At 65.5% G+C, this 12,552-nt stretch carries 14 protein-coding genes; 9 read left to right on the forward strand and 5 right to left on the reverse strand.

Annotation, left to right across the window (positions count from 1 at the left end; genetic code table 11):
- Positions 1-2: 2 nt before the first annotated feature.
- From ACYQR9_RS21725 to ACYQR9_RS21745, 5 genes are all read right to left on the reverse strand, one after another.
- On the reverse strand, positions 3-470 hold the full coding sequence (locus ACYQR9_RS21725) for a PIN domain-containing protein (protein ID WP_461228014.1): 468 nt from the start codon (positions 468-470) through the stop codon (positions 3-5).
- Positions 460-693 carry a hypothetical protein gene (locus tag ACYQR9_RS21730; protein WP_461228015.1) on the reverse strand — a complete coding sequence of 78 codons (234 nt, stop codon included), beginning with the start codon at positions 691-693 and terminating at the stop codon, positions 460-462. Before ACYQR9_RS21730 ends, ACYQR9_RS21725 begins: the two co-directional genes overlap by 11 nt.
- A 57-nt stretch (positions 694-750) precedes the next feature.
- A complete protein-coding gene (pth, locus tag ACYQR9_RS21735) occupies positions 751-1,371 on the reverse strand; it encodes an aminoacyl-tRNA hydrolase (protein WP_207413559.1) in 621 nt (206 codons plus the stop codon).
- Between the two features lie 235 nt (positions 1,372-1,606).
- Positions 1,607-2,302 (reverse strand): 50S ribosomal protein L25/general stress protein Ctc, encoded by a 696-nt coding sequence (locus tag ACYQR9_RS21740; RefSeq protein ID WP_056432735.1) that lies wholly within the window; start codon positions 2,300-2,302, stop codon positions 1,607-1,609.
- Between the two features lie 258 nt (positions 2,303-2,560).
- Entirely contained in the window at positions 2,561-2,989 is a 429-nt protein-coding gene (locus ACYQR9_RS21745; RefSeq protein ID WP_246748119.1) for a pilus assembly protein N-terminal domain-containing protein, read from the reverse strand.
- A gap of 521 nt (positions 2,990-3,510) precedes the next feature.
- Here ACYQR9_RS21745 and ACYQR9_RS21750 point away from each other — a divergent pair.
- From ACYQR9_RS21750 to ACYQR9_RS21790, 9 genes are all read left to right on the forward strand, one after another.
- Positions 3,511-3,681 carry a Flp family type IVb pilin gene (locus ACYQR9_RS21750; protein ID WP_461228016.1) on the forward strand — a complete coding sequence of 57 codons (171 nt, stop codon included), beginning with the start codon at positions 3,511-3,513 and terminating at the stop codon, positions 3,679-3,681.
- A gap of 307 nt (positions 3,682-3,988) precedes the next feature.
- A complete protein-coding gene (locus ACYQR9_RS21755) occupies positions 3,989-4,495 on the forward strand; it encodes an A24 family peptidase (protein ID WP_461228017.1) in 507 nt (168 codons plus the stop codon).
- A gap of 195 nt (positions 4,496-4,690) precedes the next feature.
- Complete coding sequence (gene cpaB, locus ACYQR9_RS21760) at positions 4,691-5,494, forward strand: Flp pilus assembly protein CpaB (RefSeq protein ID WP_461228018.1); 804 nt, start codon at positions 4,691-4,693, stop codon at positions 5,492-5,494.
- A gap of 34 nt (positions 5,495-5,528) precedes the next feature.
- Positions 5,529-7,007: a type II and III secretion system protein family protein gene (locus ACYQR9_RS21765; protein WP_461228019.1), complete on the forward strand. Its 1,479-nt coding sequence runs from the start codon at positions 5,529-5,531 to the stop codon at positions 7,005-7,007.
- A 74-nt stretch (positions 7,008-7,081) separates the two neighbouring features.
- On the forward strand, positions 7,082-7,816 hold the full coding sequence (locus ACYQR9_RS21770; protein WP_461228020.1) for a CpaD family pilus assembly protein: 735 nt from the start codon (positions 7,082-7,084) through the stop codon (positions 7,814-7,816).
- A 70-nt stretch (positions 7,817-7,886) separates the two neighbouring features.
- A complete protein-coding gene (locus tag ACYQR9_RS21775) occupies positions 7,887-9,131 on the forward strand; it encodes an AAA family ATPase (RefSeq protein WP_461228021.1) in 1,245 nt (414 codons plus the stop codon).
- A 27-nt stretch (positions 9,132-9,158) separates the two neighbouring features.
- Entirely contained in the window at positions 9,159-10,607 is a 1,449-nt protein-coding gene (locus ACYQR9_RS21780) for a CpaF family protein (RefSeq protein WP_056432718.1), read from the forward strand.
- On the forward strand, positions 10,604-11,572 hold the full coding sequence (locus ACYQR9_RS21785; RefSeq protein ID WP_419952200.1) for a type II secretion system F family protein: 969 nt from the start codon (positions 10,604-10,606) through the stop codon (positions 11,570-11,572). Before ACYQR9_RS21780 ends, ACYQR9_RS21785 begins: the two co-directional genes overlap by 4 nt.
- A gap of 5 nt (positions 11,573-11,577) precedes the next feature.
- A complete protein-coding gene (locus ACYQR9_RS21790) occupies positions 11,578-12,540 on the forward strand; it encodes a type II secretion system F family protein (protein ID WP_207412873.1) in 963 nt (320 codons plus the stop codon).
- Positions 12,541-12,552: the final 12 nt, after the last annotated feature.

Raw genomic sequence — 12,552 nt, forward strand, 5'->3', positions numbered from 1 at the left:
CCTCAAGAGTTCGCGAAGATCGATTCCGGTAAGGCCCGAAACGGATTCACGATTGTCGTTCCTTCGACCTCGCGGCCGTGCTGATAGTCTTCCGACAGGAGGAAGCGGCATCCGGCCCGGATCGCGGAACCGAGGATGACGCAGTCCCACCACTGAAACCGGGTCTGCTCGCGCAGTGACCACGCATCGCCGACGAGGGCGAGATCGGTGGCGCCTTCCGACCATTCCTCCAGTGCCAGCGTCGTCTGCCGCGCATCCTCCGGATCGATCGGGAGCCGACCGCGCAGGATGACGGCATGCAACTCGCCGAGAACCTGCGGGCTCACGACGATCAGGCCCCGATCCGCCAACGCTTCCAGCCAATGCCGCGCCATGGATTGCTTCTCAGGGAAGCGGTCGTCGCGGGCATACACGAAGACGTTGGTGTCGACGAACACCCGGCCCGTAACGGGGACGGCGTCACTTGGCATCGTAGATCTGATCGCGCGTCGGCGCGCGCCCGTTCTCATCGAGGAGATGGAGGGGTGGCCCCGCCAGGAAACGCTCTAGTGCCTGACTCTGGGAGAGCGGCCGGCCGACGCGCTGTTCGACCGTCTCGGCGATGAACTTCGAGAGGCTCTTGCCGTCACGCGCCGCAGCGACGCGAGCGCGTTGCAGGAGGCTCTCGTCCATCGTCACCGTGACGTTCCTCAAACCAGCCTCCCCACCCGTCGAATCCGAGCTTCGATATCGTGTTCCTGTGTTTTCGTGTCAATCACGGCCGGTGGCCGCCGCGTTGACCTGTTTGACGTCGTCCCAGCCCCGGCCCGCCATGGCGAGGTGGACCTTGTTCTGGAAGCTCGCGTCTTCGCCCTGGGCCAGGAGTGGAGCGTGGTCCGCCACGGCGCGGCAGAGATCCTCGACCCAGGCCCGCTCGCCCTTGCCGAAATCGTTCAGCACGTAGGCATGGACGAGGGCCTTGTCGCCCGGATGACCGATGCCGAGACGGACGCGCCGGTAATCGTTGCCGCATTGGGCGGTGATCGAGCGCAGGCCGTTATGGCCGGCATTGCCGCCGCCGAGCTTCACGCGGAGCTTGGCCGGGGCGAGGTCGAGTTCGTCGTGGAGCACGATGACGTCGGCGAGGGCGATCTTGTAGAAGCGCTGGGCTTCCGAGACCGAGCGGCCGGATTCGTTCATGAAGGTCTGCGGCTTCAGCAGGACGACCCGTTCGGTGCCGAGCGTCGCCTCGGTCACCTCACCCTGGAACTTGCGCCGCCAAGGCGCGGCGCGGTGGACGCGCGCCATCTCGTCGAGAGCGAGGAAGCCGATATTGTGGCGGTTGCCCGCATAGCGGGCCCCTGGATTGCCGAGCCCGACGATCAGGCGCATGGCATCATCTCCAAGACGATTTCGTCACGAGAGCGCTCTCCGCCGAAGTGGATGCCGGTTCGGCGAAAAAGAGCGCGGCAAAGCAGAAGGCTTAGAGCTGCGCCCGACCCAACGTGGGCGGGCGCAGCTCTAAGGACGGATGACGAAGGGGCGACGTCAAACGAAAAGGTGCCCCGACCTCGCGGCCGGAGCACCCGTGGACGAAGACGAGACCGGGGCGCGAAGCCCCAGGGCCTCAATCCTCCTTCTTGTCTTCTTCAGCCTCGGCGGCCTCTTCGGCCTCAGCCTCGGCCTTCTCTTCGGCAGCTTCGGTCGACTGCGCCTCGGCGATCGCGGCCTCTTCGGCCTCGACCTCGGCACCGAGCACGGTCGGCGGCACGACGTTGGCGACGACGGCCTCGGCCTCACCGGTGAAGGTCGTGTTGGCCGGCAGCTTCACGGCTTCGATGTGGATCGAATCGCCGATCTGGAGACCGGTGAGATCGACCTCGACCGCGTCGGGGATCGCGTCGGCGGGCACTTCGAGCGAGAGCGTGTGCAGGACGACGTTCAGGGTGCCGCCATTCTTCTTGATGCCGGGGGCCTCATCCTCGTTGATGAAGTGCACGGGCACTTCGACGGTGAGGCTCTGGCCGGCGACGACACGCAGGAAGTCGACATGCAGCGGCACACCGGTCACCGGATCGAGCTGGAAGTCGCGCGGGATCGCGCGGGTCTTGCGACCACCGGCATTGATCTCGAACAGCGTGGTCTTGAAGCCACCGGCATAGATCAAGGTCCGGGTGCGGACGAGGTCGATGGCGATGGATTGCGGAGCCTGGCCACCACCATAGATGACGGCGGGAACGTTGCCCTGGCGACGAACTTCCCGGGCGGCCCCCTTGCCGACCCGGTCGCGTGCCACGGCCTCAAGCGGCTTTACTGCGCTCATGGCGTGATCCTTCAAACAAAACAGAAAAAAGCCGCGAAACGCCAAAGGCCGCCCGAAACGGACGGCCCTCACCGATCCACGACGCGCCCGTGCCTCCAAGGGTGTCTGGCGGGCGCGTGTGGTGCATACCCGCAAGTGACCGGAAGTGCAATGTTTCCACTTCGATCGCCTTCGCCCACATATCGGAAGACATCGTTCCGATCTGCCCCGGCGCGCGCCCGGTGCTGAAGCAGCCTCGTCGAATTCCGGGGGCCCGTCCTATTTCGGGCCGCCTCCTCCGCCCCCGCCTCCCCCCGTGGCCAGGTTGCGGCGGGCATCGGCCTGCCCGCTGACATCGCCGAAATACTTCGTCGCATCGCCGAGCTGCATCGACGGCATGCAATTGGGGGTGCAGGAATAGGATTCGCGGTCCAGCCCGCGCTGAACCGTGACGATCGAGCCTTGAGCGGCTTGGACGCTGACGATGGATTCGGCGAGCATCGCGCCGGACGCGTCGAGGGCGATGAGATTGGTGGAGCCGAAGCTCTTGCCGGTCAGGATGACGATTCCGTTCCGCTGGAGCGCCACATCCGCCACCAGAGGGTTGCCGACGATCACCGTCTGCGTCCGCTCGGGCAGGCGAATGACCTTGGCATTGTCGACGCTCACCGCCACGGTTGCCGGGGCCGTCTCCGCCAGGGCGGGCATCGCGCCGAGAGCGAGGCAGAGGGCCACTCCGACCCCTCGAGCGGGGCGCGTCAGGGGCGAGCGTGTCGGCAGTGACCGGTGGCCCATGGCTCTGATGCTCTCGGCTAAACCCGCGCGTTTCCGGCTGAGCCCCCATGCGGAACGGCCAGCCTCTCTTCGTCAGGCGAGTGTTAAGCACGTGGTGGTGAACGAAGCGCTAAGGCCGTTCGGCACACATCCCGACGCATCGGTCCGTGCCGTCTTGACGAAATGATTTGGCATCATGTCGCCATGGCGAAGGTCATGGCAGTAGATTTATCACGAGATGCAGCGGAGTTTGTTCTTCGCGAAATGTGTAAAAATACATCTTTTTCATTCATTTCCCTTTTACCAAAAGACAATCGAGGGGTTCTCGACGCTATTTGCACGGCCGATTTAACCCAATCTCAAGAGAAAACAGGCCATCTTGTTTTCAGTCGCCGATCGAGACAAGGCAAGGTTCGACGGCAACTTGGCAAGACAACCAATCGGGAACTACTGTTATGTCGAGCATCTTCAAACGTTTTGCCGCCGACGAATCCGGCGCGACGGCCATCGAATACGGCCTCATCGCTGCGCTCATCTCGGTAGCTGTCCTAACTATCCTGGGAACAATCGGTACGAACCTGACTAGTACTCTCACAAAGGTTTCCGATAAACTAGCTACTCCGTAAGACAGCTTGAATTAGACCACATCCAGATTGGCTCGTCTCATCTTGCGCGACTGGTTGTGCATGCAGACCTCGCGTGGATTGAGCATCTCGCCGGACGATCCGCCCCGATCGTCCGGCAGAGTTTGTTGCAGTCTTCGATCCGATCTGGACGGTGACGTTGCAGCCTTCCGGCGCGGAGGAGATCTCCGAACAGTTTTAGAACGATCTCATCCACAAACCTTCGTGTGGCCGGCGACCGTGATAGTTTGCGTCGCTATGGGCCGGCGTCACGAATTTTGACCTCAGATCCGAAACAGAGATGACTCCGATGGCGAGCGTCGCGCTGCTGATCGTGTTTCCGTTCCTGATGGCCTATGCGGCCGTCCGCGACTTGTTGACCATGCTGATCCCGAACACGGTGTCCCTTCTCCTGCTGGCGGGCTTTGCTCTGTTCGCGGTCGCGACGGGATTATGGGGATGGGACCTCATGAGCCATCTCGGCGCCGGGGCAGTAACGCTGGTCGTTACTTTTACCCTCTTCGCCTTGGGCAAAATCGGCGGTGGCGATGCCAAGCTTGCCGCTGCGACGGCGGTATGGATCGGGTTCGACCGGTTGTTTGAGTATCTGGCAGTCGCCTCGCTCGCCGGAGGTCTGCTCTCCCTGGCGATACTGATGGCGCGAGCGCATCCGCTGCCGCCGCTGCTCGGCCGCCTGCCCTTCGCCCTCCATTTGCACGATGCGAAAACGGGCGTGCCCTACGGAATCGCCCTCTCCTTCGGCGCCCTGATCGTGATCCCGGAGACCATGACCTGGGCAAGAATGATGGCATCGTGATATAAGATGCACGTCCAGGGTGAGCTTGCCGAGCCCGGTCTGAAGCCTGGAAAGTCCTGACCTCAGCAAGAGCAGATCTGTCGCAGGACAGTCGCACTCGGCCATCGTTATTTTTTGTTAACCGTAATTTGAGGAATCCCGTCGAACAAGGGATGGTGACGGCACGAGGCCGTCCTGTCAGGTTCGAACACGGCGATGAAACCAGCCCGCCTTGCCGTTCTCGCCATCGCCCTCGCCGCCGGGGGCGGGGCCGCGTTTCTGATGAGCGGCAGCGATGCACCGCCCCCGGCCCAGCCGGTGGTCCAGGCGCCCCCTCCCCCGCTCCCCGTCACGGATGTGCTGGTGGCCGCCGCCGACCTGCCCATGGGGCAGAACATCCAGGCAGCCGACCTGCGTTGGCAGCCCTGGCCCGACCAGGCCATCACCATCGGCTACATGACGCGCTCTGTGTCGCCCAACGCCATGGAAACCATCATCGGTTCGATCACCCGCAGCGCCTTCCTCGCGGGCGAGCCGATCCGCCCGCAGAAGATCGCGCGGTCCGACGGCGGCTTCATGGCGGCGATCCTGCCCTCCGGCATGCGTGCCGTCGCCATCGTCACCGATACGCGCGGCTCGAGTTCGGCCGGCGGCTTCATCCTCCCCAACGACCATGTCGACGTCATCCGCACCTATCGGGACGAGGATGCTTCGCGGTCCGGCGGTGGCGAGGCGCAGATCTCCGAGACCCTGCTCACCGACATCCGCGTGCTCGCGGTCGGCCAGATCGTCCAGGAGAAAAACGGGACGAATGTCGTCACCGGCGAGACGGCGACCCTCGCCTTGACCCCGTCCCAGGCCGAAACCGTCACCCTGGCGCAGAAGGTGGGACAGCTCTCCCTCTCCCTGCGCAGCCTCGTGGATGCCGGCCGGACCGTGGATGCCGTACCCGAGACGCAGCAGGATTCCGCGATCACCGTCGTGCGCTTCGGCGTCGCCAGACAACAACCGCGTCGCTGAGATGCCGAACCGCGCGATGTTCAAGGATTCTTCGATGACCACGAGACATCGCGTCCGCGTGGGCAGCCTGGCCGTGTTCGCGGCCCTCTTGGGGCTGGCATTCCCGGCCCCGCCCGCCGTGGCGGCGCCGAGAGACAGCTTCACGCCCGCCCCGATCGTCGATGTCGGGGGCAATGAATCCGGCACCTCGCGCCGCGTCGAGCTGACGACCGGGCGCTCCCTCGTGATCGACCTGCCGCGCGACGCCAAGGAGGTCTTCGTCGCCAATCCGAAAGTGGCCAACGCCGTGGTGCGCTCGACCCGCAAGGTCTTCGTGATCGGCATGGAGGACGGAGCGACCTCGATCTTCATCATGGATGCCGAAGGCCGCCAGATCACCGCCCTCGACGTCACCGTGGCGCGCGACCTCAAGCTCGGAACCCTGCGGCAGATCCTGCTCCAGAGCATCGTTGGCGGGCGTTTCGACATCCGGACCGCGGGGGATTCCCTCATCCTGTCCGGCACGGTCGGTTCCGCTGCGGAGGCGGCCCAGGCCATGGACATCGCCACTGCCTTCGTTGGTCAGTCCGGCGGCGGTGCCGGTGGTCCTGGCGCGAAGGGCGCGGTCATCAACAACCTCACCATCCGGGGCAAGGATCAGGTGATGCTCCGCGTCACCGTGGTCGAGGTCGCACGGACGGTGCTCAAGCAGTTCGGCGTCAATCTCAGCGGCAACTGGTCCGGTTTCAACCTCGCGAACGTCGCGCCGTTCGGTCTCAATGGCGGGCAATTCCCGAACGGGAACGAGATCAGGGCGACGATCAACGCAGGCGGCGGGGCGAGCGTCTCGGCGACCTTGCGCGCCTTCGAGCAGGCCGGCGTCTCGCGCATTCTCGCGGAGCCGACGCTCACCGCCATTTCGGGGGAATCCGCCAAGTTCACGGCCGGCGGCGAGCTTCCCGTGCCCGCCACCCAGAACTGCACCGGCGGCGTCTGCACCACCGGCATCACGTTCAAGACCTATGGCGTGACCCTGAACTTCACGCCGGTGGTGATGGCCGAGAACCGCATCTCGGTGCGCGTCGCGACGGAGGTCTCCGAGATCGACCAGACCAACTCCTTCACCTTCACCCAGGGCGATTCCACGGTCTCGGTGCCCGGTTTCACCTTGCGCAAGACCGAGACCACGGTGGAGCTCGCCTCCGGCGGAACCATGATGACCGCCGGCTTGATCCAGCAACGCAACAAGGCCTCCGTCGGCGGTCTGCCCGGCCTCGTGAACCTGCCCATCCTCGGAGCCCTGTTCCGTTCGCGCGACTACCAGCGCCAGGAAACCGAACTCATGATCATGGTGACGCCCTACATCGCCAAGGCGATGGAGGCGAAGCAGGTGGCGCGGCCGGATGACGGCTTCATCGATGCCCAGGACGGCCAGGCGATCCTGCTCGGACGCTTGAACCGGGTCTACGGTTCGGCTCGCACAGCGCCGCTCGGCGCCACGTATCGCGGACGCGTCGGCTTCATCACCGACTGACGCCCCGTGCGAGATCCGCGCAGCCACGACATTGCAGGACGAAGCGGCCCCGGCCCCATCAGGACCCGACCCCCATGTCACTCATCCCGTTCCGCTCCCCCCTCGCCGTGCTCGCCTCGATTGCCCTGGCCACGACTTTGGGTGCCTGCCGCGCCGACCGCGCCGAGACCACCGGTTCGCTCTATCCGGCCGATTACCGGGCCCGTCATCCCATCGTGCTCGCCGACGACACGCGCTCGCTCGATGTCTTCGTCACCGGTACCGGTCATATCGATCCGCGACAGCGCGCCGATATCGAGGCCTTCCTGCTGGAATTCCGCCGCTACGGGCGCGGCACCGTGATCCTCGACATGCCGCGCGGCGTCTCGCCGTCGCTCGGCGCAGCCGTGGAGCGGACCGGTGCCGGTATCCGCAGGCTGGGCGCAGAAAACGGTGTCGGCGGAGGGCAGATGGTAGTCACCGGCTACGCGGTGGCGGACCCATTCCTCGCCTCGCCCCTGCGCCTCAGCTTCCGGCGCCTGGAGGCGAAAGTCGGCAACCAATGCGGCCTGTGGCCCCAGGATCTCGGGGCCGGAAGCCCTGCCTTCTCCGCGCGCAACGAGACGCATTGGAACCTCGGCTGCGCCATGCAGTCCAATGTCGCGAGCCAGGTCGCCGATCCGGTGGACCTCGTACGCGGTCGCCCGGAGGGGCGCATCGATGCGGTCCAGCGCACGATGGACATCAACAAACTGCGCGAGGGCAAGGATCCGTCAACCATATGGCGCCAGGATGGGAAGACGTCGGTGAAGGCAGCCATCGATAACTGATCGACGCTCCCCTTCCGTCGTTCGACAGAGCTTCGGCCTTCGTTTCCAACCAGAGACCGGACCCCGCCCCATGCCCGATATCAACGAGTCACCCGAGCGCATCATCGCTCCGGTGCCGCGGATCACGATCCAGGCATTCTGCGAGACCGGCGAAACGGCCGCGACGATCGAGGCGGCCGGGAGCGACAGGCGGCTGCAGAAGGCGCAGATCAAGATCCAGATGGGCGGCGGTCCCGCCGCCGTCGAGGCTTTCCGCCACGCGCCCACGCCGAACGTCGTCATCATCGAGACGCAGAGCGCGAAATCGCGTCCCCTGGAGATTCTCGATTCCCTGGCGGAAGTCTGTGACGAAGGGACGAAGGTCGTCGTCATCGGCCATGTCAACGACGTGCAGCTCTACCGCCAGTTCATCCAGCGCGGCGTGAGCGAGTACCTGATGGCGCCGGTGGAGCCGGTCGTCCTGATCCAGGCCCTGTCCGACCTGTTCACCGCGCCCGGCGCCCGGCCGGTGGGGCGCACCATCGCGGTGGTGGGCGCCAAGGGCGGCGTCGGCTCGTCCACCATCGCCCACAACCTCGCCTGGACCGTGGCACGCGAGCACGCGATGGCCACCGTCATCGCCGATCTCGACATCGCCTTCGGGTCGGCGAGCCTCAACTTCAACCAGGATCCGCCGCAGGGCATCGCCGAAGCGGTCTTCGCGCCCGAGCGCCTCGATTCCAACCTCCTCGACCGGCTGCTCTCGAAATGCAGCGACAATCTCTCTCTTCTCTCCGCGCCCGCCACTCTCGACCGGACGACGGACCTGAACGAAACGTCCTTCGACAACCTCATCGACCTGATGCGGGCGGCCGTGCCCTGCGTGGTCCTCGATGTGCCGCATACCTGGTCGGCCTGGACCCGGCGCCTGCTGATCTCGTCCGACGAGATCATCGTCGTCGCCCAGCCGGAACTCGCCTCCTTGCGCAACCTCAAGAACCTGCTGACCCTGCTGCAGCAGAACAGGCCGAACGACGCCCGTCCGCGCATCGTCCTCAACAGCGTCGGCGTGCCGAAGCGGCCGGAAATCTCGGCCGGCGAGTTCGCGAAGGCCTTGGACGCCACGCTGACGGCGACGATTCCCTATGACCCGGCCCTGTTCGGCACGGCGGCGAATAACGGCCAGATGATCGCCGAGGTCCAGGTCGGCGCCAAGGCGTCGGACGTATTCTCCGAGCTCGCCGCACGCATGATCGGCCGCCCCGAGGCGCGCCGCCCCCGCGGGAAGCTGTTCGAGCCCCTCCTGTCCCGGTTGTCCCGACGCAAGGCGTCCTGATGGACCCGAACCGTGAGGAGCCCTGTCATGTTCGGTAGGAGGAGTACCGGCACGGCGGTCGCGGCCACCATCGCGGTTCCGTCGGCACCCAAGCCATCGGCCTCCATCCCGGTCTTCGACGACCATGCCGCCGAGGCGAAGAAACCGCAGGCGGAGCGGCCCGTCCCGGTCCGGGAGACGGTGAAGTCGGAGGACTATTTCCGCACCAAGAGCATGATCTTCGGCGCGCTGATCGAGGCCATCGATCTGGCGCAGCTGTCGCGCCTCGACGTCGAATCGGCGCGCGAGGAGATCCGCGACATCGTCTCGGAGATCATCGGCCTCAAGAACATCGTCCTGTCCATCGCCGAGCAGGAGGAACTCCTCGACGACATCTGCAACGACGTGCTGGGCTACGGGCCGCTCGAGCCGCTTCTGGCCCGCGACGACATCGCCGACATCATGGTCAACGGCGCCAACCGGGCCTTCATCGAGGTCGGAGGCAAGATCCAGCTGACCAATGTGCGCTTCCGCGACAACCAGCAGCTGATGAACATCTGCCAGCGCATCGTCAGCCAGGTCGGCCGCCGCGTCGACGAATCCTCGCCGATCTGCGACGCCCGCCTGCCCGACGGGTCCCGCGTCAACATCATCGCGCCGCCGCTCGCCATCGACGGGCCGGTCCTCACCATCCGCAAGTTCAAGAAGGACAAGCTCACCCTCGACCAGCTCGTGACCTTCGGGGCGATCTCGCCCGAAGGGGCCCGCATCTTGCAGATCATCGGCCGCGTCCGCTGCAACGTGGTGATTTCGGGCGGTACGGGGTCCGGCAAGACGACGCTGCTGAACTGCCTCACGCGCTACATCGACGAGGACGAGCGGATCATCACCTGCGAGGACGCGGCCGAGCTGCAGCTGCAGCAGGCCCACGTGGTCCGCCTCGAGACCCGGCCCGCGAACATGGAAGGGTCGGGGCAGGTCACCATGCGCGACCTCGTGAGGAACTGCCTGCGCATGCGGCCGGAGCGGATCATCGTCGGCGAGGTGCGCGGCCCGGAGGCGTTCGACCTGCTCCAGGCCATGAATACCGGCCATGACGGCTCGATGGGCACGCTCCACGCCAATTCCCCGCGTGAGGCCCTGGCCCGTATCGAATCGATGATCACGATGGGCGGCTTCAGCCTGCCGTCGCGGACCCTGCGCGAGATGATCGTCGGATCCATCGACATCATCGTCCAGGCGACGCGCCTGCGCGACGGCTCGCGCCGCATCACACACATCACCGAGGTGCTGGGCCTCGAAGGCGACGTCATCATCACCCAGGACCTCTTCGTCTACGACGTGCTGGGCGAGGACGCGAACGGCAAGCTTCTCGGACGCCATCGCTCCACCGGCATCGGCCGTCCGCGCTTCTGGGAGCGCGCGCGCTATTACGGGGAGGAGAAGGCCCTGGCGGCCGCCCTCGACGCGGCTTCAGACGGCGCCGTCACCCCATGAACGGGCTGCAGATGCCCCTTGCCGTCGGGCTCGCGGCAATCGCCGCCGGGGCTGTCGCCTATGTGGTGCTGACGCCGCTCCTGTCGGGCGAGAGCCGCGCGGCCAAGCGCAGGCAGGCCGTCAGCGTGGTGACGTCTCCTGCCCAGCGCGTGGCGACGGCGAGCCGGCGTGAGCAGGTGGCCAGGAGCCTGAAGGAGGTGGAAGCCAAGCGTGGCGGGACGAAGGTCTCGCTCGAGCTCAAGATCGCCCGCGCCGGGCTGGATTGGACGAAGCAGAAATTCTACGCCGTCTCCGCACTCATGGCCGTCGCCACCGGCCTCGTCGTCTTCGTCCTCACCGCACATACGTTCGCGACTCTCGCGGGCCTCTTCGCCGGCGCCTTCGGCCTGCCTCTATGGCTGCTGAGCTTCCTGCGTAAGAAGCGCATCAAGGCCTTCATCACCGAACTGCCCACCGCCATCGACATCATCACCCGCGGCGTGCGCTCCGGCATCCCGGTGGGCGATTGCTTCCGGATCATCGCCCGGGAAGCTCAGGAGCCGATCCGTGGCGAGTTCCGCCAGGTGGTGGAATCCCAGACCATGGGTCTCACTCTCGGCGACGCCATGGTGCGGATGTACGAGCGGGTGCCCGTCTCCGACGTCAACTTCTTCGCCATCGTCATCGGCATCCAGGGCCGGTCCGGCGGCAATCTGTCGGAGGCTCTCGGCAACCTGTCGAGGGTCTTGCGTGAACGAAAGAAGATGGAGGGGAAAATCCAGGCCATGAGCATGGAGGCCAAGGCGTCGGGCGGCATCATCGCGGCGTTGCCCTTCGTCGTGGCGGTCCTGACCTACCTCTCCAGCCCCGATTACGTCGCCCTGCTCTGGACGACGAATACCGGTAAGATGGCCCTCGTCGCCTCTGCGATCTGGATGTCGATCGGGATCTTCGTGATGAAGAAGATGATCAGCTTCGAGGTCTGACGCCCATGTTGTCCGTCATCGGCGAAAAGCTCATCGACCCGCGCTTCATCGGCATGGTGTTGGCCGGCGTGGCGGCCGCCGCGACGGCCTTCGCCCTGCTGCAGCCGCTTCTGGAGCCCGACAAGCTCAACAAGCGCATGAAGCTCATCGGCGAGGAGCGCGAGGAGTTGCGCCGGCGCGAGCGGGACCGGTTGAACAACAGGTCGACGCTGCGGGTGGCGCCGAAGGCCTACATGAAGCGGGTCGTGGACCAGTTCAACCTGAGCCGCTGGCTCGGCACCGACACCGCTCGGCAGCAACTGGTGATGGCGGGATACCGTTCGCCCGGCGCCGAGACCGGGTTCCTGTTCTTCCGGATGGTCATGCCCATCGCGGTCGGGCTCGCGGCGATCGTCTATCTCTTCGTCTTGAAGATCCTGGATTACTCCGTCACCGTCCGCCTCATGATGGTCATCGCCGCCCTGCTGGTCGGCATCAAGGCACCCGAACTCTACCTCATCAACGCCACCAAGAAGCGCCAGGCCGAGATCCGGGCGGCATGGCCCGACGCCCTCGACCTCATGCTGATCTGCGTCGAGTCGGGCATGTCGGTGGAGCACGCCATCCGCCGGGTCAGTATCGAGACCGTCACCCAGTCGGTGGCGTTGGCCGAGGAGCTCGCCGTCACGGCAGCGGAACTGTCCTATCTGCCGGATCGGCGCATGGCGTTCGAAAACCTCGCCAACCGCGTGGGCCTCGATGCCGTCAAGGCGGTCGCGACCGCGCTGATCCAGGCCGAGCGGTATGGCACGCCCGTGGGACAGGCCCTTCGCGTGCTCTCCCAGGAAAGCCGGGACCAGCGCATGAACGAGGCGGAGAAGAAGGCAGCCGGCCTGCCGCCGAAGCTGACCGTGCCGATGATCCTGTTCTTCCTGCCGGTTTTGTTCGTCGTCATCCTGACGCCGGCAATCATCCAGATCTACCGCTGAGGCCGTATCCGC

Source organism: Methylobacterium sp. CM6241, from assembly GCF_054817845.1.

Excerpts from the sequence above, each read along its gene's own strand:
- ACYQR9_RS21750 (WP_461228016.1), top strand. The coding sequence starts at position 3,511 with ATGTCGAGCATCTTCAAACGTTTTGCCGCCGACGAATCCGGCGCGACG.
- pth (WP_207413559.1), bottom strand. The coding sequence starts at position 1,371 with ATGCGCCTGATCGTCGGGCTCGGCAATCCAGGGGCCCGCTATGCGGGC.
- ACYQR9_RS21785 (WP_419952200.1), top strand. The coding sequence starts at position 10,604 with ATGAACGGGCTGCAGATGCCCCTTGCCGTCGGGCTCGCGGCAATCGCC.
- ACYQR9_RS21755 (WP_461228017.1), top strand. The coding sequence starts at position 3,989 with ATGGCGAGCGTCGCGCTGCTGATCGTGTTTCCGTTCCTGATGGCCTAT.
- ACYQR9_RS21725 (WP_461228014.1), bottom strand. The coding sequence starts at position 470 with ATGCCAAGTGACGCCGTCCCCGTTACGGGCCGGGTGTTCGTCGACACC.
- ACYQR9_RS21770 (WP_461228020.1), top strand. The coding sequence starts at position 7,082 with ATGTCACTCATCCCGTTCCGCTCCCCCCTCGCCGTGCTCGCCTCGATT.
- ACYQR9_RS21745 (WP_246748119.1), bottom strand. The coding sequence starts at position 2,989 with ATGCCCGCCCTGGCGGAGACGGCCCCGGCAACCGTGGCGGTGAGCGTC.
- cpaB (WP_461228018.1), top strand. The coding sequence starts at position 4,691 with ATGAAACCAGCCCGCCTTGCCGTTCTCGCCATCGCCCTCGCCGCCGGG.
- ACYQR9_RS21780 (WP_056432718.1), top strand. The coding sequence starts at position 9,159 with ATGTTCGGTAGGAGGAGTACCGGCACGGCGGTCGCGGCCACCATCGCG.
- ACYQR9_RS21775 (WP_461228021.1), top strand. The coding sequence starts at position 7,887 with ATGCCCGATATCAACGAGTCACCCGAGCGCATCATCGCTCCGGTGCCG.
- ACYQR9_RS21765 (WP_461228019.1), top strand. The coding sequence starts at position 5,529 with ATGACCACGAGACATCGCGTCCGCGTGGGCAGCCTGGCCGTGTTCGCG.
- ACYQR9_RS21740 (WP_056432735.1), bottom strand. The coding sequence starts at position 2,302 with ATGAGCGCAGTAAAGCCGCTTGAGGCCGTGGCACGCGACCGGGTCGGC.
- ACYQR9_RS21790 (WP_207412873.1), top strand. The coding sequence starts at position 11,578 with ATGTTGTCCGTCATCGGCGAAAAGCTCATCGACCCGCGCTTCATCGGC.